The 24,551-nt window shown below is 75.4% G+C and carries 24 protein-coding genes and 2 pseudogenes; 11 read left to right on the top strand and 15 right to left on the bottom strand.

Annotation, left to right across the window (positions count from 1 at the left end):
• Positions 1-60: 60 nt before the first annotated feature.
• The 4 genes from IF129_RS08050 to IF129_RS08035 all read right to left on the bottom strand — a co-directional run bounded on the left by IF129_RS08050 (position 61) and on the right by IF129_RS08035 (position 6,458).
• The gene (locus IF129_RS08050) at positions 61-1,983 is read right to left on the bottom strand and encodes a primary-amine oxidase (protein ID WP_191208828.1); all 1,923 of its coding nucleotides are present in this window, start codon (positions 1,981-1,983) and stop codon (positions 61-63) included.
• A gap of 11 nt (positions 1,984-1,994) precedes the next feature.
• Positions 1,995-3,593 carry an APC family permease gene (locus IF129_RS08045; RefSeq protein WP_191208827.1) on the bottom strand — a complete coding sequence of 533 codons (1,599 nt, stop codon included), beginning with the start codon at positions 3,591-3,593 and terminating at the stop codon, positions 1,995-1,997.
• Positions 3,594-3,684: 91 nt separating this feature from the next.
• Positions 3,685-4,635, bottom strand: a complete 951-nt coding sequence (locus IF129_RS08040) for a hypothetical protein (protein ID WP_191208826.1) — start codon at positions 4,633-4,635, stop codon at positions 3,685-3,687.
• Positions 4,636-4,802: 167 nt separating this feature from the next.
• Positions 4,803-6,458, bottom strand: coding sequence for an FAD-binding dehydrogenase (locus tag IF129_RS08035; protein ID WP_191208825.1), 1,656 nt, complete (start codon positions 6,456-6,458; stop codon positions 4,803-4,805).
• Positions 6,459-6,732: 274 nt separating this feature from the next.
• Between IF129_RS08035 and IF129_RS26185 the strand changes: the two genes are divergently transcribed.
• The 3 genes from IF129_RS26185 to IF129_RS08020 are packed head-to-tail and all read left to right on the top strand — an operon-like array spanning position 6,733 to position 7,924.
• Entirely contained in the window at positions 6,733-7,098 is a 366-nt protein-coding gene (locus IF129_RS26185; protein ID WP_224754634.1) for a YidH family protein, read from the top strand.
• A 50-nt stretch (positions 7,099-7,148) separates the two neighbouring features.
• Positions 7,149-7,433 (top strand): DUF202 domain-containing protein, encoded by a 285-nt coding sequence (locus tag IF129_RS08025; RefSeq protein WP_318153624.1) that lies wholly within the window; start codon positions 7,149-7,151, stop codon positions 7,431-7,433.
• 17 nt (positions 7,434-7,450) lie between these two features.
• Complete coding sequence (locus IF129_RS08020; RefSeq protein ID WP_191209129.1) at positions 7,451-7,924, top strand: gluconokinase; 474 nt, start codon at positions 7,451-7,453, stop codon at positions 7,922-7,924.
• A gap of 16 nt (positions 7,925-7,940) precedes the next feature.
• On the opposite strand, the gene IF129_RS08015 is transcribed toward IF129_RS08020, so the two are convergent.
• The 3 genes from IF129_RS08015 to IF129_RS08005 form a co-directional block, all read right to left on the bottom strand.
• A complete protein-coding gene (locus IF129_RS08015) occupies positions 7,941-9,446 on the bottom strand; it encodes a bifunctional phosphatase PAP2/diacylglycerol kinase family protein (protein WP_191208822.1) in 1,506 nt (501 codons plus the stop codon).
• Between the two features lie 83 nt (positions 9,447-9,529).
• The gene (locus IF129_RS08010) at positions 9,530-10,120 is read right to left on the bottom strand and encodes a TetR/AcrR family transcriptional regulator (RefSeq protein WP_191208821.1); all 591 of its coding nucleotides are present in this window, start codon (positions 10,118-10,120) and stop codon (positions 9,530-9,532) included.
• Positions 10,117-10,884: an SDR family oxidoreductase gene (locus tag IF129_RS08005; protein WP_191208820.1), complete on the bottom strand. Its 768-nt coding sequence runs from the start codon at positions 10,882-10,884 to the stop codon at positions 10,117-10,119. Before IF129_RS08005 ends, IF129_RS08010 begins: the two co-directional genes overlap by 4 nt.
• Positions 10,885-11,127: 243 nt before the next feature.
• Between IF129_RS08005 and IF129_RS08000 the strand changes: the two are divergent.
• Positions 11,128-11,565: pseudogene (locus tag IF129_RS08000) on the top strand (hypothetical protein); the annotation flags it as partial.
• A gap of 138 nt (positions 11,566-11,703) precedes the next feature.
• Positions 11,704-12,165, top strand: coding sequence for a MaoC family dehydratase (locus IF129_RS07995; protein ID WP_191208818.1), 462 nt, complete (start codon positions 11,704-11,706; stop codon positions 12,163-12,165).
• Positions 12,166-12,198: 33 nt separating this feature from the next.
• On the opposite strand, the gene IF129_RS07990 is transcribed toward IF129_RS07995, so the two are convergent.
• Complete coding sequence (locus IF129_RS07990) at positions 12,199-12,840, bottom strand: TetR/AcrR family transcriptional regulator (RefSeq protein ID WP_191208817.1); 642 nt, start codon at positions 12,838-12,840, stop codon at positions 12,199-12,201.
• A gap of 80 nt (positions 12,841-12,920) precedes the next feature.
• Complete coding sequence (locus tag IF129_RS07985) at positions 12,921-14,078, bottom strand: acyl-CoA dehydrogenase family protein (protein ID WP_191208816.1); 1,158 nt, start codon at positions 14,076-14,078, stop codon at positions 12,921-12,923.
• Between the two features lie 91 nt (positions 14,079-14,169).
• Here IF129_RS07985 and IF129_RS07980 point away from each other — a divergent pair, with 91 nt between their 5' ends.
• Both IF129_RS07980 and IF129_RS07975 read left to right on the top strand, forming a co-directional pair.
• The gene (locus tag IF129_RS07980) at positions 14,170-14,850 is read left to right on the top strand and encodes a TetR/AcrR family transcriptional regulator (RefSeq protein ID WP_191208815.1); all 681 of its coding nucleotides are present in this window, start codon (positions 14,170-14,172) and stop codon (positions 14,848-14,850) included.
• A gap of 9 nt (positions 14,851-14,859) precedes the next feature.
• A pseudogene (locus IF129_RS07975) lies at positions 14,860-15,287 on the top strand (VOC family protein).
• Positions 15,288-15,361: 74 nt separating this feature from the next.
• Here the strand turns inward: IF129_RS07975 and IF129_RS07970 are convergent.
• Positions 15,362-16,444 (bottom strand): zinc-binding dehydrogenase, encoded by a 1,083-nt coding sequence (locus tag IF129_RS07970; RefSeq protein ID WP_191208814.1) that lies wholly within the window; start codon positions 16,442-16,444, stop codon positions 15,362-15,364.
• Positions 16,445-16,501: 57 nt separating this feature from the next.
• Positions 16,502-17,914: an aldehyde dehydrogenase family protein gene (locus IF129_RS07965; protein ID WP_191208813.1), complete on the bottom strand. Its 1,413-nt coding sequence runs from the start codon at positions 17,912-17,914 to the stop codon at positions 16,502-16,504.
• 189 nt (positions 17,915-18,103) lie between these two features.
• Here IF129_RS07965 and hmgA point away from each other — a divergent pair, with 189 nt between their 5' ends.
• Together hmgA and IF129_RS07955 are read left to right on the top strand one after the other, a co-directional pair.
• On the top strand, positions 18,104-19,450 hold the full coding sequence (hmgA, locus tag IF129_RS07960) for a homogentisate 1,2-dioxygenase (RefSeq protein WP_191208812.1): 1,347 nt from the start codon (positions 18,104-18,106) through the stop codon (positions 19,448-19,450).
• 29 nt (positions 19,451-19,479) lie between these two features.
• Complete coding sequence (locus tag IF129_RS07955; RefSeq protein WP_191208811.1) at positions 19,480-20,247, top strand: GntR family transcriptional regulator; 768 nt, start codon at positions 19,480-19,482, stop codon at positions 20,245-20,247.
• A 104-nt stretch (positions 20,248-20,351) separates the two neighbouring features.
• On the opposite strand, the gene IF129_RS07950 is transcribed toward IF129_RS07955, so the two are convergent.
• Positions 20,352-20,615, bottom strand: a complete 264-nt coding sequence (locus IF129_RS07950; protein WP_191208810.1) for a hypothetical protein — start codon at positions 20,613-20,615, stop codon at positions 20,352-20,354.
• Positions 20,616-20,939: 324 nt separating this feature from the next.
• Between IF129_RS07950 and IF129_RS07945 the strand changes: the two genes are divergently transcribed.
• Both IF129_RS07945 and IF129_RS07940 read left to right on the top strand, forming a co-directional pair.
• Complete coding sequence (locus IF129_RS07945; RefSeq protein WP_191208809.1) at positions 20,940-21,404, top strand: hypothetical protein; 465 nt, start codon at positions 20,940-20,942, stop codon at positions 21,402-21,404.
• A gap of 77 nt (positions 21,405-21,481) precedes the next feature.
• The gene (locus tag IF129_RS07940) at positions 21,482-22,672 is read left to right on the top strand and encodes a DUF5925 domain-containing protein (RefSeq protein WP_381480329.1); all 1,191 of its coding nucleotides are present in this window, start codon (positions 21,482-21,484) and stop codon (positions 22,670-22,672) included.
• A gap of 30 nt (positions 22,673-22,702) precedes the next feature.
• Here the strand turns inward: IF129_RS07940 and IF129_RS07935 are convergent, their stop codons facing one another.
• The 3 genes from IF129_RS07935 to IF129_RS07925 all read right to left on the bottom strand — a co-directional run bounded on the left by IF129_RS07935 (position 22,703) and on the right by IF129_RS07925 (position 24,457).
• The gene (locus tag IF129_RS07935) at positions 22,703-23,047 is read right to left on the bottom strand and encodes a GntR family transcriptional regulator (protein ID WP_381480402.1); all 345 of its coding nucleotides are present in this window, start codon (positions 23,045-23,047) and stop codon (positions 22,703-22,705) included.
• Between the two features lie 226 nt (positions 23,048-23,273).
• A complete protein-coding gene (locus IF129_RS07930; RefSeq protein ID WP_191208806.1) occupies positions 23,274-23,684 on the bottom strand; it encodes an SH3 domain-containing protein in 411 nt (136 codons plus the stop codon).
• A 212-nt stretch (positions 23,685-23,896) separates the two neighbouring features.
• Positions 23,897-24,457, bottom strand: coding sequence for a DUF1697 domain-containing protein (locus tag IF129_RS07925; protein ID WP_191208805.1), 561 nt, complete (start codon positions 24,455-24,457; stop codon positions 23,897-23,899).
• Positions 24,458-24,551 lie beyond the last annotated feature (94 nt).

Here is a 24,551-nt window from a genome sequence, read left to right as displayed (position 1 = left end):
CCCACCCGCCGGTGGCCCCCACTCTGGCGGAAGGGGCCCCGCCGTCCGCGCGGCACGCGGTCAGCCGTGGCAGTGGGCGCCGCCCTCCGGCGGCAGGTCGAGGGCCGGGTTGCGGTCGAAGAAGCCGGTGGGACGCAGCGTGAAGCCGGTGCCGTCCACGGGCATGACGGGCCAGTCCTCCAGGCGCGGCAGGTGCGTCGGCCCGAAGGTGTGCCAGAGGGTGAGGTCGGTGTTCTCCAGCGGCTCGTCGGCCGCCGCCCACGCCGTGACGCCGGCTCCGCCCGGGTGCTGGTTCGGATGGTCGCCGTCCGGGTAGCGCCGCTCGGGGGCGTAGCGGGTCACCCACAGGTGCCGGGTGGCGTACGCGACGCGCCGGGCGACCGAGGAGCCCGGGGCGGCCAGCAGCAGCGGGTTCGGCTGCGGCACGAGTGTGTAGGCCACCGGCCGGCCCATCCGGTTGAACCGTGCGGGGTTGACGACGCGCCAGGTGCGGCCGGACGCCGGCTTCGCGAGGCGACCGCCGTCCGCCCCGGAGGTGACCGGCGTCGCCCGGACGGTGAAGGCGTTGCCGTTCGGGTTGTCCTCGCCCGGTGGGAGCCGGACCGCCTCCACCTCCTCGACCGTGTTGCCGAAGCCGTCCACCGCGACGTCGAGGCGGGCGCAGAACAGGTGCTGGTGGTAGGGCGCCTGGAGCCCGGGGGCGACCTCGGTGGCGTGCGGTGTGCTCTGCCCCGGCTCCGTGGCCGAGGTCTGCACGATGCCGGTGGACTTGGCCTCGAAGGCGATCGTGCCGTCCTGGTACAGGTACCAGTAGAAGCCGTAGTCGTAGTTGCCGAGCGTGGTGATGTAGCTGATCACCAGCCGCCGCGACCGGCGGCTCACGACGGAGGTCTCCCCCGTCGCGTCGAAGATGTTGGTGTGCTTCCACAGCAGGCCGGTGTCCTCCTCGTGGAGGCAGACGGCGTTCGGCAGCGTCTCGGGACGGCCGAGGTCGTCGCTGAGGACGGCGTCGAGGTAGCGGATCTCGCCCAGGCAGTCGCAGCCCCGTCGCAGCGCGTTGGCGTTGCGGCCCAGCAGGTACTCGCCGGCGTCCAGGTAGCAGACCCAGTTGCGGCCGGGGTCGGGCTCCGCGTACGGGACGGCCATCTCGGCGAGCGCGGCACGGTGCAGGACGGGCCGCAGCCGCTCGCCGTCGCGGATCCCGACCTGGTGCAGGACCAGGCCCTCCCGGGCGTTGAAGTCCAGCCTCAGCTCCCAGTTCTGCCACCGCAGGTGGTGGCCGTCCAGGGTGAACGAGGGCCCCTCGGGCTGGGTGATCTCCAACGGCCGCAGGTCGGTGCGGGCGGGCCCGGTGCGGGCCGGGTCGTAGCGGCCGCACTCGGCGGGCACCGGCACCGGCCCGGTGTCCAGCAGCCGCAGCACGCGGCGTTCGGTGAGGTCGACGTCGGCGACGAGCCCGGCCACGGGGTGGGCGAAGGGGTTGTCGGTCTCGTCGCAGCGCAGGAAGGTCAGCGAGCGCAGCAGGCGGCGCCCGCTCTCCTCGGGACGGCCGAAGTGCCCCGCCGCGAGCGGTGTGGCGACGGCGCGCCCGATCGTCGCGTCGTCGATGCCCCGGTCGGCCATGGCCCTGCGCCAGTCGGGGTCGGCCTTCACGATCGCGTCGCACAGCTCGTACTCCTCGAAGAGGATCGGGGGCTGCCCGTCCTCCTCGGCGGCCAGCTCGCGCCAGGCGACCAGCGCGCGGGCGGTGAGGTCCACGACCGCCTCGGCCGAGACGCCGGTGGCGCGGTCCAGGAGGGTGACGCGCACGCGGCGCACCACCGGGTCGCCGGGGCGGTGGGCGGCGACGGTGTGGCGGTCCGGCTCGTCGAGCACGACGAGCGGGAACCGGGTGGTGTCGCCGACCTTCCCGGCCTCGGCCAGGACGGTGCGGGCGGTGCTGATCTCGTCGGCCGTCAGGGGGTCGAGGGGATGGCGTTCCATGGCGTCGGCTCCTAGCGCTCGGGCTTCGCGGGCGGTTCGGGCGTCTGGTCGGTCACGGGCGGGGCGGCGGAGCCGGGGGCCGGCGGGGCGGCGGTGTGCTCGGCCTCCCGCGCGAGCTGGAAGGCCTCGTTGCCCAGGCCGATGCGGGCGTAGGTGGCCGGGCGCGCCGAGCGCAGGACGAGCCCCACGACGACGCCGGCGAGCGCGGCCGCCCCGATGACGCCGGGCAGCACCCAGCGCAGGGCGGAGTCCGGGTCGGTGCCCAGCAGGACCTCGAAGTCCGCGACGGCGTAGCCGAAGATGACGGTCAGGGCGACGGCGGCCAGGCCCGCGCAGGCCAGCCGCGCGCCCTGGACGGCGACCGCGCCCCGGCGGACGAAGAAGGCGATCACCGCGACGGAGGTGGTGGCCATCAGCGCGATGACGCCGAGGGCCCCGACGTTGCCCATCCAGGTGAACAGCTCCAGCACGGGCGTGGTCGGGTCGCCGTGCGGCCCGTCGTCGGCGAGCGCGAAGGCGAGGACGACGAGCAGGGCCACGGCGGTCTGGAGCATCGAGCCGACGGCCGGGGCGCCCGTGCCCCGGGCGGCGCGGCCGACGGCGGCGGGCAGCAGGCCCTCGCGTCCCATGGCGAAGGCGTAGCGGGCGACGACGTTGTGGAAGGCGAGCATGCAGGCGAAGATGCCGGTCAGGAACAGGATGTGCAGAACATCGGTGAACGTGCCGCCCAGCCGCGGCTCGGACAGCCCGAACAGCAGCCCCGCGCTCTGCTCCCGCGCGGCGCCGACGACGTGGTCCGGTCCGGTGGCCACGCCCATGAGCCAGGACGTCAGCGCGAAGAAGACGGCGACGGAGCCGACCGCGAGGAACATCACGCGGCGCACCACCGTCTGCGGCCGGTGTGTCTCCTCCGCGTAGACGGGGGCCTGTTCGAAGCCGAGGAAGGCGGCGACGGTGAAGCACAGGGCGGTGCCCAGGCCCGCCCCGGTGAGGGCGGCGGGGTCGAGGGCCTGGAGCGAGAGCCCCTGCGGTCCGGGGTCCGCGGCGAACGCGATGTCCAGGATGACCACGAGCGTGACCTCGACGAGCAGCAGGGCGCCGAGCACCCGGGCGTTGAGGTCCACCTTCAGTGCCCCGAGCACCCCGGTGACGGCGATGCCCAGCAGGGCGATCACCCACCAGTCCACCCGGATCGAGAGGTACGTGTCGAGCAGCAGGGCGGCCTCGAAGCCGAAGAGGCCGTAGACGCCGACCTGGAGGGCGTTGTAGGCGGCCAGCGCGACGAAGGAGGCCCCCGCGCCGGCCGCGCCGCCCAGGCCCCGGGCGATGTAGGCGTAGAAGGCGCCGGCGTTGTGCACGTGCCGGCTCATCTCGGCGTAGCCGACGCCGAACAGGGCCATCACGACGCCGAGGACGACGAACAGCAGCGGCTGGGCCGTGATGCCCATGACGGCGTACGTCGTCGGCATGACCCCGGCCACCACCATGAGCGGTGCGGTCGCGGCCAGTACCGACAGGAGGAGCCCCGCCGTGCCGAGCCGACCGGCCCGCAGGGCCCGGTCCTGGCCCTTGTAGGTGTGGATCTCGCGTCTCGCGGTGGTGCCCGTCATGCCCGTTCCTCTCCTGAGGGTCCTGGTGCGGGGACGTCCCGGGTGCGCGCGGGGGTCGGCGCGAGCCGGTGCGCGTCCGGTGCGGGCCGCCTCACGTGAGCCCGAAGGCGTGGTCGCGGGCGGTGCGGAAGGCCGTGTGCGGGTCGTCGCCGGAGAACGACCAGGGCGCGGGCGTGACGTGCGGGCCGATGCGCTGGAAGAGCGCGGCGGCCTCGGCCATCCGGCCCTCGTGGTACTTGGCGTAGGCCAGGTGGTTGAGGTCGATCAGGCGGCGGGGGTGGCCCTCCTCGGTGCCCCACTCCAGCCACCAGTCGAAGGCGCCGCGCACGGCCGTGCGGGCGCGCCGGCTGGTCCAGTGGCCGGTGGCGGCGGGGTCGGGCGGCACCTCCCCGGCCCCGACGAGCACCCGGAACCGCTCGGCGTGCGCGACGACGGGCAGCAGCGCCAGGGGCGAGTCGGCGGGGGCCCGTTCGGCCGCCTCCCGGGCGAATTCGTAGACGGGGTGCGCGACGTGGGGGGAGGGCGCGGCGGCCGCCGCCAGCCGCGTCGTCACCAGGTGGTGCGCCTGGTGGTGGTCGGGGTGGCGCTCGCGCAGGGCGTCGAAGGCGTCCCGGAAGGCGTCGGGCGCGTCGCGGTGGTGGGCGAGGAGGAGCCGGGCGAGCCACGGCGTCGGGTCCCGGGGGGCGGCGCGCTGGGCCGCCGCCACGGCGGTCTCGGCCCGGTCGGGCGAGCCCTTGCCGCGCATCGCGCGCACGACGGCGGCGCAGCCGGACAGCAGGGCGGCCTCGGGGCTGTCGGGCTCGGTGAGCCGCCACTCGTGGGCCCAGGTGAGGGCGCCGGGGGCGTGGGCGAGGACGAGGACGCGGTGCCCGCGCCGGTCCCAGTCGTCGTGGGTGGCGATCAGCAGGGTGCGGGCTTCGGCCCAGCGGCCTCGGCTGAGCGCGTCGCGGGCGGCGGCCAGTGCGGCGTCGTCCAGGGCCGGGTCGGGGACGCGGCCCTGTCCCCGCCGTCCCAGCTTGAAGGAGGGTGGTGGTGGAGTCATGGTCGGGGCTCACCCAACCGTCACCAACTGACCGCCGTCAACCCCGAATTGAGCCGCGTGCGACCGACCCTGTGCGGAGGGTGTCCGGTTGCGGCAGTTTGGTCGGTGCTGCGCCGTCTCCTCCTGCCCGACGGGGAGGCGGGCGACGCGGGGGTGCCGGCGGGGCGTCAGCCGACGGCGCGGGCCGCCGCCCGGCCGGCCGTGCGGCCCGAGAAGAGGCAGCCGCCGAGGAAGGTCCCCTCCAGGGAGCGGTACCCGTGGACGCCGCCGCCGCCGAACCCCGCCGCCTCGCCCGCCGCGTAGACGCCGGGCAGCGGCTCGCCGCCGTCGGTGAGCACCCGGGAGGAGAGGTCGGTCTCCAGCCCGCCGAGGGTCTTGCGGGTGAGGATGTTGAGCCGGACGGCGATGAGCGGGCCGGCCCCGGGGTCCAGGAGCCGGTGCGGGGACGCCACCCGGATGAGCTTGTCGCCGAGGTACGCGCGGGCCCCGCGCACCGCGGTGACCTGGAGGTCCTTGCTGAAGGGGTGGGCGATCTCCCGGTCCCGGGCGAGGATCTCGCCGCGCAGCCGGTCCACGTCGATCAGGCCGTCCCCGCTGAGGGCGTTCATGCCGCGGACGAGCGCGTCGAGGTCGCGTTCGACGACGAAGTCCGGCCCGTGTTCCATGAAGGCCCGCACCGGGCCCGGCGCACCGGACCGGGCCCGGCCGAGCACGTCCCGGACGCTGCGGCCCGTCAGATCGGGGTTCTGCTCGGAGCCGGAGAGGGCGAACTCCTTCTCGATGATCTTCCGGGTCAGCACGAACCAGGTGTACTCGTGCCCGCTCCGCATGATGTGTTCGAGGGTGCCGAGGGTGTCGAAGCCGGGGAAGAGGGGCACCGGCAGGCGCCGCCCGGTGGCGTCGAGCCAGAGGCTGGAGGGGCCCGGCAGGATGCGGATGCCGTGTCGCGCCCAGATCGGGTCCCAGTTCTCGATGCCCTCGGTGTAGTGCCACATCCGGTCGCGGTTGACGACGCGCCCGCCGGCCGCCTCGGTGACACCGAGCATGGCGCCGTCGACGTGGGCGGGCACGCCGGAGAGCAGCCGGCGCGGCGGCGTGCCGAGCCGGGCGGGCCAGTGGGCGCGGACGAGGTCGTGGTCGCCGCCGATGCCGCCGGAGGTGACGACGACGGCCTGGGCGCGCAGCTCGAAGGGGCCGTCCACCGCGCGGCTGCTGGCGGTGCCGCGTGCGGCGTCGCTGGGCACCAGGACCTCCCCGGTGACGGTGTCCACGGTTCCGGCGGAGCGGGCCAGCCCCGTCACCCGGTGCCGGAAGCGCAGGTCGACCAGCCCGCGCGCGGCGCCCTCGCGGACCCGCCGCTCGAAGGGTTCGACCAGGCCGGGGCCGGTGCCCCAGGTGATGTGGAAGCGGGGAACGGAGTTGCCGGGCCCGGTGGCGTCGTGGCCACCGCGTTCGGCCCAGCCGACGACGGGGAACAGCCGCACGCCCTGGGCGCGCAGCCAGGCCCGCTTCTCCCCGGCGGCGAAGTCGACGTACGCCTCGGCCCAGCGGCGCGGCCAGTGGTCCTCGGGGCGGTCGAAACCGGCCGTGCCGAGCCAGTCCTGCCAGGCCAGGGCGTGGCTGTCGCGGATGCGCAGCCGACGCTGCTCGGGGGAGTCCACGAGGAACAGCCCGCCGAAGGACCAGTGCGCCTGGCCGCCGAGCGACTGCTCGGGCTCCTGGTCGAGGAGGATCACCCGCCGCCCGGCATCGGCGAGCTCGGCCGTCGCGGCGAGTCCGGCCAGTCCCGCCCCGATCACGATCACGTCCGCGTCGTACGTCATGTCGCAGGACTACCCGCGGGTAGACGACGGCGTCAACCACCGTGGCGTCCTCCGGCGGACGGTGGCGCGCACGTTGCGCCGGGCCACAACGGGGGCCCGCGGCGGGCGGCCCGGCTTGTGGCCCGGCGGCAAGCGGGCCGCCCACCGCGCCGGGTACGTGCTGTCGGCGGGGACGCCGTCCCGCCGACGCCGTCCGGCGGACGGCGTCCCCGCCGGGCGCGTCCGCCGGGGATACGCTCGCGGGGTGAGCGGAGGACTGTGGCGAGCGGTGCGCATGTGGTTCGACCCGCGCCGGGTGCGCGCGCAGGGCACCACGCCCGACTACCGGTTCTCCCTGGCCAACGAGCGGACCTTCCTCGCCTGGGTGCGGACGGGGCTGGCCCTGGTGGCGGGCGGGATCGCGGCCGACCAGTTCCTCACCCGGCTCGGGCCCGGCATGCGGACGGGCGTCTCCGTCGTCCTGCTGGTGGGCGGCGCCCTGTGCGCGGTGCGGGCCGTGCACCACTGGGTGCGCTGCGAGCTGGCCATGCGGCGCGGGGAGGACCTCCCGGCGTCCCGGTTCCCCGCCTTCCTGGGCGTCGGTACGGCACTGGCCGCCGTGGTGGTGGCCGTCGCCGTGGTCGTGGACGGCGGCCGGTGAGCGGCCCGCCAAGACCGGGCGCGCCGGGCCCCGGCGCGCGCGATCCCGGCGTGCAGCCGGAGCGGACGCGGCTGGCCTGGCGGCGGACGACGCTGGCCTGCGCCGTGGCGTGCGCGCTGCTCGTCCGGCAGGCGGTGAGGGAGGGTTCGGGTGCGGACGGGTACGGTGCGGTGGCGGTGGTGCTGGCGACCGGCCTGCTGCTCGCCGGGCTCGCGCACCGCAGGTCCGGCGGGCTGAGCGGCGCCCGTCCGGCACCGCTGGGCCCGCTGGCCGCCTCGGCGGTGGCGGGTTGCACGGTGGTCCTCGCAACGGTGGGAGTGGTGATGCTCCGGTGACGGCTCTGGTCGTGGTCATGGGTGTGTCGGGTTCGGGCAAGACGACGGTGGGCACGCGGCTGGCCGAACGGCTGGCCGTCCCCTACGCGGAGGCCGACGACTTCCACCCGCCGGGCAACGTCGCCAAGATGGCCGCCGGCACACCGCTGACGGACGAGGACCGGGCGCCCTGGCTGGACGCCATCGCCGAGTGGCTCGCCGGGCGGGGCGGCGCGGGCGGCGTCGTGACGTGCTCGGCGCTCAAGCGTCGCTACCGCGACCGGCTGCGCTCGGCCGCGCCGGGCGTGTTCTTCCTGCACCTGGACGGCTCGCCCGAGCTCGTCGCGCGGCGGCTCGGCGAGCGGCGCGGCCACTTCATGCCACCCTCGCTGCTGCGCTCGCAGTTCGACGCCCTGGAGCCGCTGCACGAGGACGAGCCGGGCGCGGCCGTCGGCATCGACGGCTCGCCGGAGGAGACCGTGGAGCGGGCGCTGGCCGCCCTGGCGCGCTGACCGGCCGCGCCCGGCGTCACCAGGACGGATCCAGGCCCGTCATCCACACCGGCAGCGGTCGGTAGACGGTCAGCCGCCGCTTCTCCTTGTCCAGCAGCAGCTCCGGCGGCGCGGGGGCCGTCTCGCCGTCGAAGGCGCAGACCGTGCCGGGCCGGATGCCGGTGAGCCGGACGGCCGCCACCCGGGCGGCGGCGTGGACGGGCGAGCGGTGCAGCAGTCCGGTGGCGGCGGCCGAGAGCAGACGCACCCGCGCCCAGCGCCCGCCGTGGACGACGTGCACCTCCAGCTGTCCGTCGGCGAGGTTGGAGCGTCGCGCGGCGGTGCCGCCGAGGGCGGAGTACGCGCAGTTGCCCGCGAACAGCAGCCACACCGAGCGGCGGCGCCCGTTGATGGTCAGCTCCACCGGGCGGGCGTGCCGCAGCACGGCGAGGGCCGCCAGCAGCGAGGCGGGCCAGGAGCCGACGCGGCCGCTCCACCGCTCCCGCACCTCCACCAGTTCCCCGTAGACACCGAGGCTGAAGGTGTTGACGAAGTGCCCCGCCCCGCCGTGCCGCCCGGCGTCGGCTCCGGGGACGAAGCGGGCCAGGTCGACGGCGATGGCGTCCCCGCTCTCCAGCGCCCGCAGCACGTCGGCGGGGCGGTGGATGCCGAGGTCGACGGCGAGGTGGTTGAAGGTGCCGCCGGGCAGCACGGCCAGCGGTACGTCGTGCCGCAGGGCCACGGGGGCGGCGGCGTTGACCGTCCCGTCCCCGCCGAGCACGCCGAGCGCGCCGCCCTCCTCGGCCGCGCGGGCGGCGGCCTCCTCCAGGGCGTCGGTGAGGGGGCCCGAGCCCGGGCTCCAGAGGGTGAAGGCGGCCTCGGGGAGCTCGGTGCGCAGTGCGTGCAGCGCCTCGGCCGTCCCGGAGCCCGGGTTGGCCACGACGCACAGCCCCCGGCCGGCGGGCAGCGCGGGCGCGGCCACCAGCGGCTGGGACGGCGGCGCCGGCGGACGCGGGGTCAGCAGCCGGCGGACGACGACGGCCACCCCCGCACCGATCGCGGCCCCGGCCAGGACGTCGCTCGGGTAGTGGACGCCGGTGTACACGCGGGAGAACGCGACGGACGCGGCCAGCGGCGCGACCAGCGCGCCCCAGCCGCGGGACTCCAGGGCGACCCCGGTGGCGAACGCGGCGGCGGAGGCGGCGTGGCCCGAGGGGAAGGAGGTGGTGACCGGCTGCGCCTTCAGCTGCCGGATCGCCGGGACCGCGTCGAGGAGCGGACGCCGCCGGCGCACCGCTCCCTTCGCGATCGTGTTCACGGTGGCGGAGGCCACGGCGAGGGAGGCGACGCCCCGCACGGCGGCCCGGCGGGCCCGCACGCCGCCGAGGCCGGAGAACGCCATGGCGCCGGCCAGTCCCCACCACAGGCGGCTGCGGTCGGCGGCGTGGCTCAGCCGGGGCAGGGCGCGTTCGGCGCCGGGCCAGTGGTGGTCGGCCACGGCGGCGAAGAGCGCGTGGTCCCAGGTGCGCGGTCGTCCAGGCATACGCGGGCGTCTACCCCGTTCCCGCCGCGCCTCACCCGGCCGTTCCGCGCGGCGCGGGGTCGGCTCGGCGCGCGGGGGCGCGCTCAGGGGCGCAGGGCGCGCATGAGGAGATCGGCGAGCTGGTCGGCCACCTGCCGCGGGGTGAGCCTGCCGTCGGCGTGGTACCAGGCGGACAGGTGGTGGACGGAGCCGAAGTGGTAGTCCACGACCAGCTCGGCGGAGGTGTCGCGGCAGAACACGCCCGCGCGCTGGCCCTCCTCGACCAGGGCCCGGAACCGCTCGTGGTAGCGCCGCCGCTCGGCCCTGACCTGCTTCTGCTTCTCCGGACTGAGCTGGTGCATGGACCGGAAGAAGATGGCGGCGTCGTCGAGGTTCTCGATACTGGTGACGACGACGTCGGCCGCGGCGGCGCGCAGCCGTTCCGCCACCGGCGCGTCGCCCGCCGCCACCCGGTCCAGCCGCTCCTGCTGGAGGCGCAGCAGCCGGGCGTAGATCTCGTGGAGGAGGTCGTCCTTGGAGCCGAAGTAGTGGTACATCGCCCCCTTGGTGACGCCCGCCCCCTCCACGATCTCCTGGACGGAGGTGCGGTCGTAGCCCTGCTCGGCGAAGAGCCGGGTGGCCGTCGCCAGCAGCCGCTGGGGCACCGGTGCCGGGTCGGGTGCGGTGTCCGTCATGTGCGGGCCCCTTCCTCCAGCTTGCGCTGGACGGCGTTCATGCCGCCGAGCCAGCCGTCCGGGTCGGTGACGCGGGCGGTGGCGTACCCGGCGACCTCGGGGTGCGGCAGGACGAGGAAGCGGCCCTCGGCGACGGCCTCGTGCAGCGCCTCGGCCACCTCGTGCGGCTCGATGGCGGTGGGGGTGAGGAGCAGGTCCCCGGCGGGCCCGGCCGCGCGCAGCATGTCGGTGCGCACGCCCTGCGGGCACAGCGCGTGCACCTCGACGCCCCGGTGCCGGTAGGTGACCGACAGCCACTCGGCGAACGCGAGCGCCGCGTGCTTGGTGACGCTGTAGGGGGCGGAGCCGACCATGGTGAGCAGCCCGGCCGCCGAGACGGTCGCCACGAACCGGCCGCCGCCATGCTCCAGCCAGTGCGGCAGGAGGGCGCGCGCGGCCCGCACGTGCGCCATCACGTTGACGTCCCAGGCCGCCTCCCACACCTCGTCGGGCGCCTCGGGCCCCCCGCCGGGGGCGACGCCGGCGTTGGCGCAGAACACGTCGATCCGGCCGTCGAGCAGTTCCAGCGCCTCGGGGACGATCGCGGAGGCGTCGCCGGGCAACGGGGTGCCCCCGATGTCGGCGGCCACCGCCTCGGCGCGGCGCGCGTCCAGGTCGTTGACGAGGACGCGGGCGCCGCGTTCGGCGTAGCTGCGGGCGAGGGCCGCGCCGATGCCGCCGCCCGCCCCGGTCACCACCACCGTCGTCCGCCGTGTGTCGGTCATACGCGCGTCCTTCCCCTCGGGGCTCCCGCGTGGGCCCGGCCCGGTGACGCGGGACGCGTACCGGGAAGCGACAGACTAACCAGTCGGTATGACCGGGCGGAACCCCCGCCCCGGGAGCCCTCCCCGGCCGCCGGGCACGCGTACGGCGGACGGCCGGGGGTAGACGGGAGCCGATCGCGTGTGTGGCACGTCCCATCCGCAGCCACTCGGTGGTCAGGTCCCGGCAGACGGAGGTGGGATACCTTGGCCGGCTTCAGAGCACTCGCCGCACAGGTCCGCGACCCGGCTCGCGCGCCGTCCCAGCGACGGCAGGCCCTGCGCAAATGCCTCGAACGATTCGCCCCCTACGGACACCGCGCGACCTGGCTGCACCTGTGCGCGCGGGCCGGCGTCGACCCCGACGACCGGTCACCGGACGCCGGCCGGCTGGTCGCCGCCCTGGAGGAGCTGGAGGAGGCCCGCGCGTTGTGGCTCTCCTACGAACGGGAGTCCGCCCGCCGCAGGCGCGCGCAGAAGCACCTGGGCATCCGGCAGCCGACGGCGCTGGACGACTGGCACAGCCGCACCTGGGGCGGCCGGGCGCTGCTGCGCTTCGACGATCCGGCGAGCGTCCCGCGCGTGCGGCTCGCGGTCGTCCTGCGCGGCCTGATCGCCGCCATGGAGAGCGAGGCGGGAGGCGGTGCGCGGGCGCCGGCCCTGGCCGCCGGGTGACCTCACCGGGCCGTTGACACGGGCAGGCGCCGCGCGCATCCTGAGCAAGCGCTTAGGGGCGTGCCCCGGCGGCGCGCCCCTTCACGACGGCGAGAGAGGCAGTGCGACATGGCGGAGCCCCGGGTCTTTGCATCGGTGACGGAGCTGCGGGAGGCGGTCGGCGCCGAGCTCGGCCCGAGCGACTGGCTGGAGGTCGACCAGAAGCGCATCGACCTGTTCGCCGAGGCCACGGGCGACCACCAGTGGATCCACGTGGACCCCGAGAAGGCGGCCCGGGGCCCGTTCGGCACGACCATCGCGCACGGCTACCTGACGCTGTCCCTGCTGCCCGTCCTCATGCCGCAGGTGCTGCGCGTCGAAGGCGTGAGCATGGGCGTCAACTACGGGGTGAACAAGGTGCGGTTCCCCGCGCCTGTCCCCGTCGACGCGCGGGTGCGCGCCACCGCGCGGATCGCCGACGTCTCCGAGGCGGACACCGGCATGCAGTGCACCGTCCGGGTCGCCGTCGAGCGGGAGGGCGGCGACAAGCCCGTCTGCGTCGCCGAGACGGTCGTCCGGTACTACACCTGAGCGGCCCGCGGGCTCCCGGCCGCCCCGGGCACGTCAGCGGCGGACACCCACCATGCGCAGGGCCAGCTCGGCGTAGAAGGCGCCGATCTCGTCGGGGGTGCGGCGTCCACCGGGCGTGAACCAGCGGGCCACGTCCACGCACAGCGACAGCACCGCGAGGGCGGTGCCCCGGGCGTCGGCGACGTCGAACTCCCCCGCCGCCGCGCCGTCGGCCAGCAGCGTGCGCATGACGTCCTCCGAGCGGCGACGCAGGCCGACGATCTCCGCGTAGTGCTCCTCGCCGAGCGCGGACAGCTCGTACTGCACGACCCGGGCCGTGGTGTGGTGCTCGGCGTGCCAGCGCACGAACGTGCGCACCGCCGCGGCGAGCCGGTCGGCGTGGCCGCCGGGCCCGGCGGCGGCCTCGGTCAGCAGCCGCACCGACCGCTCGTGGCCGACGCGGCTGATCTGGAAGAGCAGTTCTTCCTTCGTCCGGAAATGGATGTAGAGGGCGGCGGGGCTCATGCCCGCGCGGCCCGCGATGTCGCGGGTGGTGGTCGCGTGGAAGCCGCGCTCGGCGAAGGCGTCGACGGCCGCCACGAGCAGCCTGCGCGCCGCCTCGGGCGCGACCGAGCCCCAGGAGTCCTCCCGGGCTCCGCCCCGGGCCCGTGCCCCCGCGCTGGCCTCCTGTGCCATCTGGTGTCGCCCCGCTTCCCTCGACCGGGCGAACACCATACATCGGCGGCTGAGCGGCTGCTCAGGCCGCGGCGGGCCGGTCAGAAGGCGGAGACACCGGTGAGGGCCCGCCCGATGACGAGCTTCTGGATCTGGCTGGTGCCCTCGTACAGGGTCATGACGCGGGCGTCCCGCAGCAGTTTGCCGACGGGGAACTCGTCGATGAAGCCGTAGCCGCCGAAGACCTGCACCGCGTTGTTGGCCGCGCGCACGGCGGCCTCGGACGCGTAGAGCTTGGCGACCGAGGACTCCGTCGCGAAGGGCCGCCCCCGGTCGACGAGATCGGCGACGCGCCAGGTGAGCAGCCGGGCGGCGTCGACGTCCACGGCGATGTCGGAGATCAGCTCCTGCACGAGCTGGTGGTGGGCGATGGTCCGGCCGAACTGCTCGCGGTCCCCCGCGTACTCCACGGCGGCGTCCAGCGCGGCCTGGGCGATGCCGACGCAGCCGGCGGCCACGGACATCCGGCCCTTCGCGAGCGCGGACATGGCGACCGAGAACCCCTTGCCGACGGGGCCGAGGCGGGCCGAGTCCGGCACCCGGACGCCGTCGAGGGCGAGCTCGGCGGTGGCCTGGCCGCGCAGCCCGAGCTTGCCGTGGATCTCGCGCCGGGTCAGCCCCGGGGCGTCGGCGGGGACCAGGAACGCGGTGACGCCCCGATGGCCCGGCTCGTCGCCGGTGCGCGCGAAGAGGAGGACGACGTCGGCCCAGGTGCCGTTGGTGATGAACGTCTTGCCGCCGTCGACGGTCCAGTCGCCGCCCGCCGGGGCCCGCCGGGCGCGGGTGGTGAGGCTGCCCGCGTCCGAGCCGGTGCCCGGTTCCGTCAGCCCGAAGCAGCCCAGCGCCTCGCCGGAGGTGAGGCCGGGCAGCCACCGGTGCTTCTGCTCCTCGCTCCCCCAGGCGGCGATGGTCTTGGCGACCAGGCCGAGGGAGACGGACAGCACCCCGCGCACGGCGGAGTCGCCGCGGCCGAGCTCCTCGGTCACCAGGCAGTACGCCAGGTGGTCGCCCTCGCAGCCGCCGTACTCCTCGGGGATCGTGAGGCCCAGGAAACCGAGGTCCCCCAGGCGGCGCACGATGCCCCGGTCGATGCTCTCCGCCCGGTCCCAGGCGGCGGCGTGCGGCGCGATCTCACGGTCCACGAAGTCCTTGGCCAGCGTGCGGACGGCGCGCTGCTCCTCGGAGAGCTCCAGATCCACTGCGGTTCCTCGCTGTCTTCCGGCGGTGACGCCCCCGGCGTCGCGACGCCGTAAATCTATCACCGATAGGTTTTGGTCCGGCGGCTCTAATATGGGCGCCATGGCCCGCCCCCGCAAGCCCCTCCTCAGCCGTGACCGGATCGTCGAGACGGCCCTGGCCCTCGTCGACGGCGAGGGACTGGACGCCGTCTCCACCCGGCGGCTCGCCGCCGAACTCGGCGTGAGCGGACCCTCGCTCTACCACCACTTCCGCACCAAGGACGGCATCCTGGACGCCGTGGCCGACCGCGTCTGCGCCGATGTCGACCTGTCGATGTTCGAGGACGGCACCGAGTGGCGCGCCGCCCTGGACGCCTGGGCGCGCTCCTACCGGGCGGCCCTCGCGGCACACCCGAACATCGTCCCCTTCCTCGCCCGGGGGCCCGGCCGGCGACCGAGCCAACTGCGCATGGCCGACGCGGTGTTCGGCGCCATGACGGCGGCCGGCTGGCCACGCGCGCACGCCACCCACATCGGGGCGCTCATGCGGTACTTCGTCGCCGGGTCGGCCCTCGGCTCCTTCGCCCGGGGCTTCGTGGACGACGCCGCCCTCTACGCCCGGGACTACCCGCACCTGGACCAGGCCCACCTGCTGGCCGAGCACCAGCAGCAGGTGGACGACGGCGCGTTCGAGACGGGGCTGCGCGCCCTCCTCGACGGTCTGGCGCTGCGCTACCCCTCCGCCACCGGCCGCCGCGCGACCGACGCCCGGCGGCAGGCGCCCCCTTGCTAGGGTGCGCCGATGCCGTCGATCAAACAGGTCCAGGTCACCTTCGACTGCTCGGACCCCGAGCGGCTCGCCCGCTTCTGGTGCGAGGTGCTGGGGTACGTCCTCCCGCCGCCCCCGACGGGGTTCGCCACGTGGGAGGAGTTCAACCGCGCCCAGGCCGCCGAGGACCGGAACGCCGCGTGCGCCTGCGTCGACCCCTCGGGCGCGGGCCCGCGCCTGTTCTTCCAGCGGGTGCCCGAGGGCAAGACCGCCAAGAACCGGCTGCACATCGACGTACGGGCCGGTACCGGGCTCGTCGGCGAGGAGCGCCTGGCCGCGCTCGAAGCCGAGTGCGCCCGACTGGTCCCGCTCGGCGCGGTCCGGGAACGGCTCCTGTACGACGGCCACGACGCGTGCATCGTGATGCGGACATCGAGGGCAACGAGTTCTGCCTCGACTGACCCGGCCCAGCCGGGCCGACCCGAGTGAGCGGCCGTGGGCCCGGCGGTGGGAGGGCGCCCACCGCCGGGGCCCGTCAGAAGACGACGAGTGCGCGGGCGCCGCGCCCGGCCAGCATGGCGGAGAAGGCGTCGGGGACGTCGGCGAGCCCGATCCGGTCGGTCACCAGCGAGCCGAGGTCGAGCCGGCCCGCGCGGACGTGTTCGGCCTGGACCGGCACGTCCTTCGCCGGTTCACTGTTGCCGAAGACGCAGCCCGAGAGCGTCCGGGCGAAGTGGAAGATCTCCAGCGGCGAGAAGGAGACCTGTTCCTGCTTGCCGCCGATGCCGACGACCGTGGTGCGGCCCCCGCGCCGGGTGGAGGACCACGCGGCGCGGATGGTCTCCGCGCGGCCGACGCACTCGACGGCCACATCGACCCCGTCGCCGCCGGTCAGGGAGCGGATCTCCTTGGCCGTGGCGTCGGTGGCGAGGAGGAAGTCGGTCGCCCCGGCGGCTCGGGCCAGCTCCTCCTTCGCGGGTGAGACGTCCACGGCGACGATCCGGTCCGCCCCCGCGATCCGTGCGGACTGCAGGGCCGCGAGGCCGACCCCGCCCACCCCGAAGACGGCCACCGACTCCCCCGGAGCGACCCGGGCGCTGTGGTGGACGGCGCCGTACCCGGTCAGCACGGCGCAGCCGAGCAGCGCCGCGTCCGTCAGGGGCACCCCGGCGGGCAGCGGAAGGACGGCCCGCTCCGCGACGACGGTCTCCTCCGCGAAGGCGGCCGTGCCGAGCCCGGGGTAGAGGTCGCCCCCGGCGGCGTCGCGGGCGTAGGGGACGGTGGTGGCCGCGTTGGCGTGCGGGCACAGCCACGGCTCGCGCAGCTCGGCGCAGAAGCGGCACCGGCCGCAGGAGGGCGCCCAGTTGAGGATGACCCGGTCCCCGGGGGAGACGGCGGTCACGCCCTCCCCCACGGCGGTCACCGTCCCGGCGCCCTCGTGCCCCAGCACGGCGGGGACGGGCTGGCGCAGGGTGCCGTTGGACAGGGACAGGTCGGAATGGCACACCCCGGCCGCCGCCAGGGCGACGCGCACCCGGCCCGGCCCGGGGGCGGGCAGGTCGATCTCGGCGATCTCCAGCGGGGCGCCCACGGCGGGCAGGACGACGGCACGGACCACGGCGTGCGGCTCCTTCGGTTTCACATGCGACGGACGGGGGTGGGCTGGGACGGGCGGCTAGAACTGGAGGGACTTCGTCTGGAGGTACTCGGCCAGCCCGTGCCGGCCCAGCTCCCGGCCGATCCCGGAGTGCTTGTACCCGCCGAAGGGGGCCAGCGGGTTGAACCGGCCGCCGTTGATGTCGACCTGCCCGGTGTCCATGCGGCGGGCGAACGCGGCGGCCTCGGCGTCGTCGGCGGCCCAGACCGCGCCGGCCAGGCCGTAGACGGTGGCGTTGGCGACGCGGACGGCGTCCTCCACGCCGTCGTACCTCATGATGCTCAGGACCGGCCCGAAGATCTCCTCCTGGGCGATGGTCATCTCCGGGGTGACGTCGGCGAAGACGGTGGGCCGGACGTACCAGCCGCGCGGGCGGTCCTCGGGGGCGCCCGGTCCTCCGGCGACGAGCCGGGCGCCTTCGGCGACCCCCTGCTCGATGTATCCCGTCACGCGGTCCCGCTGCCGGGCGCTCACCAACGGCCCGAGGCGGGTCGCCTCGTCGGTCGGGTCGCCGGGGACGTACTTCGCGACGGCCCCCGCGGCGCGTTCGACGGCCTCCTCGTAGTGCTGCGCGTCGACGAGCAGGCGCGTCCAGGCGCTGCACGTCTGGCCGGAGTTGGCCATGACGTTGGCGACCCCCACCTTCACGGCCTTCGCGAGGTCGGCGCCGGGGAGGACGACGTTGGCCGACTTCCCGCCCAGCTCCAGGGCGACGGGCTTGAGTGCCGCTCCTGCGGTGGCGCCGATCCGGCGGCCGACGGCGGTGGAGCCGGTGAACGAGACCAGATCCACGCCCGGGTGGCCCGCGAGCGCTTCCCCCGCCTCGGGGCCGTAGCCGGTGACGAGGTTGAACACCCCGGCCGGGAGGCCCGCCTCGTGCACCGCGTCGGCGAAGAGCTGGGCGACCAGCGGGGTGTTCTCGGCCGGCTTGAGCACGACCGTGCACCCGGCGGCGAACGCGGGCGCGGCCTTGGCGACGATCTGGTGCAGCGGGTAGTTCCAGGGCGTGATGGCCCCCACGACCCCGACCGGCTCCTGGTAGACCGTCGAGTTGCCGACGCGCTCCTCGAAGGCGTACTCGGCGGCGAGGGTGGCGTAGGACCCGGCCACGGCGGCGGGCAGGTCGGCGTGGACCGCGCGGGAGAAGGAGAGGGGCGCGCCGAGCTCGGTGGTGACGGTCGCGGCGATCTCCTCGCGGCGCGCCGTCAGTACCTCGGCGAGGGCGGCGATCCGGGCGGCGCGGTCGGCGGGCGGCGTGGCCGCCCAGGCCGGCAGCGCGTCGCGGGCGGCCCGGACGGCCGCGTCCACGTCCTGCGCGCGGCCCGCCGGAACGCGGCCGACGACCTCCTCCGTGGCCGGGTCGCGGACCTCGATCGTCTCGCCGCCGGCCTCTCGCCAGGCGCCGCCGATGTAGTGAGCGTCATGTGCCATGAAGCCAACCTAACGCCGCTAGGTTACGCGTGTCAGCCACGCCGGGGCGTGCCGTGGCTCACCCGCCGACGCTCCTGCCCGCCACCGGCGACCGGCAACCCACCCGAACGGCCCCCACAGGGTGTTGCCAAGGGCACCCGGATTCCTATGATGTCGCATAGGAATAGGCGCGGCGGGAGTGAGAGCGACATGAGCAGCGGGGACCAGGCCCGGACGACCACCGGGCAGGCGGCCGGACCGGACGGCATCACCTACCTTTCCGGCTTCGGCAACGAGCACAGCAGCGAGGCCGTGCCCGGCGCGTTGCCCATCGGGCGCAACGCACCCCAGCGCGCCCCGCTCGGCCTCTACGCCGAGCAGCTGAGCGGCACGGCGTTCACCGAGCCACGGGCGCACAACCGGCGCTCGTGGCTCTACCGCATCCGGCCCTCGGCCGCCCACCCCGGGTTCGTGCGGCTGGAGGGGGGCCGCACGAACCCGGCCCTGCGCACGGCGCCCTTCACCGAGGTGCCCGACCCCAACCGGCTGCGCTGGGGAGCGCCGCCCAAGGCCCCGGCGGGCACCGACTTCCTCGACGGCCTGTGGACGGTCGGCGGCAACGGCGACGTGACCCAGCGCAGCGGCATGGCCGTGCACCTGTACGCGGCGACCGCCTCCATGACGGACCGCGTCTTCTCCGACGCCGACGGCGAGCTGCTGATCGTCCCGCAGGACGGCGGCCTGCTGCTGCACACGGAGTTCGGCGTGCTGCGCGCCGACCCGGGCCACTGCGCGCTGATCCCACGCGGCGTGCGGTTCCGGGTGGAACTGCTGGGACCCCACGCGGTCGGCTACGTCTGCGAGAACTACGGGCAGCCGTTCACGCTGCCCGACCTCGGGCCGATCGGGGCGAACGGTCTCGCCAACGCGCGGGACTTCCTCGCCCCCACCGCCGCCTACGACGACGCCGACCGGCCGGTCGAGGTCGTCAACAAGTACTGCGGGCACCTGTGGGCCGCCACGTACGACCACTCGCCGCTCGACGTCGTCGCCTGGCACGGCAACCTCGTCCCGTACGTCTACGACCTGCGCCGCTTCAACGTGATCGGCTCCATCAGCTACGACCACCCCGACCCGTCCATCTTCACGGTGCTGACCTCCCCCTCGGACACCCCGGGGCTGGCCGGCGTCGACTTCGTCGTCTTCGCCCCGCGCTGGCTGGTGGGCGAGGACACCTTCCGGCCGCCCTACTTCCACCGCAACGTGATGAGCGAGTACATGGGCCTGATCGAAGGCGCCTACGACGCGAAGGCGGAGGGCTTCGTGCCGGGCGGCGGCTCGCTGCACAACATGATGTCGGCCCACGGCCCGGACCGGGAGACGTTCGACCGCGCGAGCGCCGCCGAACTGAGGCCGCAGAAGGTGGACGACGGCCTGGCCTTCATGTTCGAGACCCGCTGGCCGGTGATCGCGACGGAGCAGGCCATGGCGGCCGGACACCGGCAGCACGGCTACGACGAAGTGTGGCAGGGTCTTCAGCGACACTTCCGCAACTGACGCTCGGTCCTGAGCGACCGGGAGGCACGGTGACCCTCTTCGCTCCTGACTCCGTGGAGCTCAACCGCAAACTGCCGCTGTGGTACCAGGTCTCGCAGTCGCTGCGGGCCTCGATACTCGGCCGCCCCCCGAAGGCCCCGCTGCGGCTGCCGACGGAGGAGGCGCTGGCCGAGCACTACGGCGTCAGCGTCCTCACCATGCGGCAGGCGCTCAAGGAGCTGGAGACGGAGGGGCTGATCACCCGGTACCGGCGGCGCGGCACGTTCATCGAGCCGGACGCCCGCCGGGGCCGTCCCGTGCGGCTGCTGGGCTCGGTGGACGCCATCGTGGCCCAGCAGTCCGGCGAGGACACCACGCTCCTGGGGCACGGCCCGGCCCCGGTACCGGCGGAGCTGGCGGAGTTCTTCCCCGGCCGCGCCGAAGCCGTCGCCTACCGGCGGCTGCGCCGCGACCGCACCAGCGGCGAGGCGACGAACTGGGCGGAGAACCTCCTGCGCCCGGACGTCGCCGCGCGCGTCGATCCGGACGCACTGCGCCGCATGCCGATGACGAAACTGCTGCGCGACGAGGTGGGGGTGCGGATCAGCCGCATCACGGACACGGTGGAGGCCCGGCTCGCCGACCCGGAGACGGCCCGGCTCCTGGACGTCCCGCTCCTCAGCCCGATCCTGCACTACACGGGAGTGACGCTCGACGAGGAGGGACGGGTCGTGGACGTGGCACGCATCCACTACCGCGGGGACCGCTTCTCCTTCTCCGTCACGGTGGAGAACCTCGGCGACGAATCGGCGGGCTGACCCGGGCAGGGGTGGGTTCGGTCAGGCGGGACGTCGTGCGGGCAGCGGTGGGTGCCGACGGGCGCCGGGGAGCGCGGGGCCGTCGGCGCGGGGCCGGGGCCCGGTCAGCCCCGTCCGCCGAAGAGGGTGCGGCGCAGCCGACGCAGCGGCGCGAACAGCGAGACACGGCCGCCCCGGCTCGTACGGCTGCGCGCGGCGTCCCGCGTGGTCAACTCCCGCATCAGCGACATCGCCTCCTCGGCCTGCCCCTGCGGCACGGCCGGACCGCCGATGACACTCAGATGCCGGTCCAGACGCGAAGCGGTCGCGCCCGTACGGCAGTCGATCGCGGGAATCCGCGCTCTGCTGCGCACTGTTATCTGCTCCATGACACTCCCCACCCGTACGACGGCACCCGGCCCGGGCAGGCCCAAGCCTATCGCCCGCGATGGACCGGCGGGTATCCCGGTCATAGGACACACCTGCCCCGCAGGGGCGTTGGCGAAGCCTTTCACATGTCACGGCCCCGTGTCGCACGCGCCCGGCGCCTCCGCGCGCCCCGCGCACAACCCCTCGCGCCGGGGCCGGGCACCGGTGCGCCCGCCGACCGCGCCCGTCGGCCCGTCGCGCGTGACCGGGCGCCCTTGACGGGGCCTTCGGACGCGGCCAGATTGTGCAGCCTGGCATCCGGCGCTTCGGGGGGCGAAGCCGTTATGTACACCACCTCGCACCACTCCTCACCGGGCGGGCCGACCCCCGCGGCCCCGCCCGGCCCGCCGGGCCTGCGGCTGCGCGCCCTGCCCGCCGAACTCCCCGTCGGGCTCTGCGTCGCCGCGACGGGAGCCGTGCTCGTCCTGTTCGACGTGGGCCAACCGCTGCGGGCGCCGCTCACCTTCTTCTTCCTGCTCGCCGCGCCCGGCGCGGCACTCGCCCTCGCCCTGCGCGGCCTGGACCCGCTGAGCCGGGCGGCGGTGGCGCTCACCGGCTCGATCGCCGTCAACCTCCTGGTCGCGCAGGGACTGCTGGCCCTGGACGGCTGGTCGGCACGGGGCGGCGTGACCGCCATCGCCGTACTGAGCGGTGCGGGCCTGGTCGGCACGGTCCTGTCCACCCGCCCGCGTCGCGCCGCGGCCACCCCGGCCGTCCCACCCGCCCCGGAACCCCCGGGGGCGGGCTGACCACCGGCCGCACGGCGGAGCCCCGCGCGGAAACGACCCGGGAAACACGGGTGCGTCGTGCCGCGCCGTGCCGGATCATGGACCGCATGCCCAACGCGCCCCAGGAGCCCAGCAGCAGCGAAGCGACCGAAGCCGACCCGGCGTCCGCGCCGCCGGCGGCCTCCCTCCCCGCCGCCACGCCGCCCGAGGACGGCCTGCCCATCCGCCTGACCATGGACGACGCCGACTCACCGGCCGACGTCATCGACGCCCTGTTCCTGAGCCGGTTCGTCACCGGCACGCAGCCCTTCGCCCGGGGCCGGTCCCTGGAACGCACCAAGCGGACCAGCACCCTGCTGCCGCCCGGCGCCCGGGTGCTGCGCGAATCCCGCGAGGGCGACCGCCGCTGCACGCTCGCCGAGGGCGACGGCTGGACCGCCCTGGTCTCCCGGTGGCCGCGCCGGGCCGACGTCACGGTGACGGCGGTGAGCCGGGAACTGGCCGACGAGCGGCTCGGCCAGGCGCTGGAGGACGCCGCCGACGAGCCGGAGCCGCAACCGGCCGACGTCCCCATGGGGTTCTGGTACGTCTCGCCCCTGCGCGGCGCGATCCGCACCACCCGGCAGATCGCGGCCGCGTCCTGGGACGAGGTGCGGGACAACTACACCGCACCGGTCGCCGACGCGCTGGGCGGCCTCATGAAGCTCACCCCGGACGACATCAGCGGTCGGCTGCTCCTCCTGCACGGCCCGCCCGGCACCGGCAAGACGTCCGCCCTGCGCACCCTGGCCCGCTCCTGGCGGGAGTGGTGCCAGGTGGACTGCGTCCTGGACCCGGAGCGGCTGTTCAACGACATCGGCTACCTCATGGACATCGCCATCGGGGAGGACGACGGCGAGGGCGGCACCGGCCGCTGGCGGCTGCTCCTCCTGGAGGACTGCGACGAACTGATCCGCGGGGAGGCCAAGCACGCGGCGGGCCAGGCGCTGTCCCGGCTGCTGAACCTGACGGACGGTCTGCTCGGCCAGGGCCGCAACGTCCTCGTCGGCATCACCACCAACGAGGACCTGGAACGGCTGCACCCCGCCGTCGTACGCCCCGGCCGCTGCCTGGCCCGCGTCGAGGTGGGCCCGCTGACCCGGGCCGAGGCGGTGGGCTGGCTGGGCACCGGGGAGGGCGTCGGCCCGGACGGCGCCACGCTCGCCGAGCTCTACGCGCTGCGGCGCGGCTCGGCGCCGGCCGGCGTCCCCGTCCAGACCACCCCCACCCCCGAGGGCCTGTACCTGTGAGTGCCCCGCACGGGCGCAGGCCGGGAGGTCTCAGTCGTAGACGGCGCGAAGGGCCTCGCGGGCGGCGGTGAGGGCCGCGTCGTGGTCCAGGCCGAGACGCCGCACGTGGCGCGCGTAGTTCTGGGCGGCCTCGGCGGCGGCCCGGGACGCGGCGTCCCCGGCGGCCGCGACGAAGGTGCCGGCCCGGCCGCGCGTCTCGATCACGCCGTCGGCCTCCAGCGCGCGGTACGCCTTGGCCACCGTGTTCGCCGCGAGGCCGAGTTCGGCGGCGAGCCCGCGCACCGTCGGCAGCCGGTGGCCGACCGGGAGCCGGCCCGAGCGGGCCTGCTCGGCGATCTGGCCACGCACCTGCTCGTAGGGGGCGGTGGCCGACATGGGGTCGATGGTGAGGTGCGGCGCCAAGGGGGCTCTCCTGCGGGCTGGGGCGGGCGGACGGCGCGGGCGGGCGCCGCATGGGTCGGCGCGCGGTCCCGCCGAAGACGATAGAGGCCCGCGGCGCCCGGCCCGATCGGGCCCCGGCGTTGTCGGGAGCGGGCAGCCGGACGGGGTCCGGTAGGCGGCACCCCGCCTACCGGACCCCGTCGGCCCGCGTGCGTACCGGTCAGCGGCACCACGGGATGTAGTCGAGGTTCTTCACGTAGCGGGCGGTCACCCAGCCCTTGCGGTCGTAGAGCTTGTACCAACGGTTGTTGCCGTCGATGTTCTGGCCCTTGACCTTGCAGGCGATCTTGATCTTGGCGTGGTACGGGTAGGCGCCCAGCACCTTCGAGTGGGTGGTCGGCTTGCTGCGGATGTTGACGCCGCGCCAGGTGACGACCTTGCCCCAGCGGACGTGGGAAGCGGCCTCCGCCGTGTGGTCGGCGGTCTCCTCGACGGCGGCCTCGGGGGCGGCCTGCGTCGTACCGGACGTCTGCGGCTGCTCCTCGTCGGCCAGGGCGGGTGCGGCACCCAGCACCCCGAGCGCCAGGGCGCCGGCCGTCAACGCGACGGTCGTCTTCATGGACTTCAGCACGGATTCTCCTCTTGGGTCAGGTCATCGCGGGCGGCACCGGGGTACGGCACACCGCCGGTCGCTCGACTCCACGTGTCGTCATGAGCATGAGCGGCCCGGCGGACGGCTCCCGGGTGCCATTCCGACAGCTCACCCGTTAGGCCGAGGGGTTCCGGGCTCCGATGGAGTAGGCGGCCGCCCCTCCGGCGGGCGGGCCCGGGCCGGCGGGCCCGTCAGCTCCGGGCGAGGGCGAGCAGCCGGGTGGCGGTGTTCCAGTTGCGCGCCGTCGCGGTGACGCCGCCGCGTTCGACGGCGCGGATCGCCCGGGCGGCGAGCCTGGAGCGGCCGATGCCGTCGGGGCAGTGCAGGTAGAGGGTCCGGCCCAGGAGGCGGAAGGAGTTCGGGGACGCGGCGCCCTCGGCGCCGAGGGTGTCGAGGGCGCCGCGGACGGCCGGCTCCGGCGGCGCGGAGAGGAAGACGCAGTGCAGGGAGGCGGGGACGTCGGTGGCCTCCGGGTAGGGGTTCGCGGCGAGCTCGGCGGCCAGTTCCGAGGGCGTGCGGGTGACGACGGGGACGGGGGCTCCGTGGTCGGCCTCGATCCGGGCGGTCAGCGCGGCGGCGACCTGGGCCGGCGTGGCGTCCCCGGGCGCGGACAGGACGAGGTTGCCGGTCTGCAGGAGGACCCGGACGTCGGTGAAACCCAGCGCCTCGGCGAGGTGGCGCTGCTGGGCCATGCTGATCCTGACCCCGCCGACGTTGATGCCACGCAGCAGGGCGATGTGCCGGGTCGTCATGGTGGCAGCCTCGCACACGGCTTTGACGTCAACCGGCTTTCAGCGGCCCCTTAAGCGGACCATAAGGAACGCCCCACAGGCCGCGAAACGGCCC

This window comes from Streptomyces chumphonensis, from assembly GCF_014779715.1.
Classification (GTDB): domain Bacteria; phylum Actinomycetota; class Actinomycetes; order Streptomycetales; family Streptomycetaceae; genus Streptomyces; species Streptomyces chumphonensis.
Note: the sequence above shows the minus strand (reverse complement) of the source record. Positions and strands in the feature narration are given on the sequence as shown.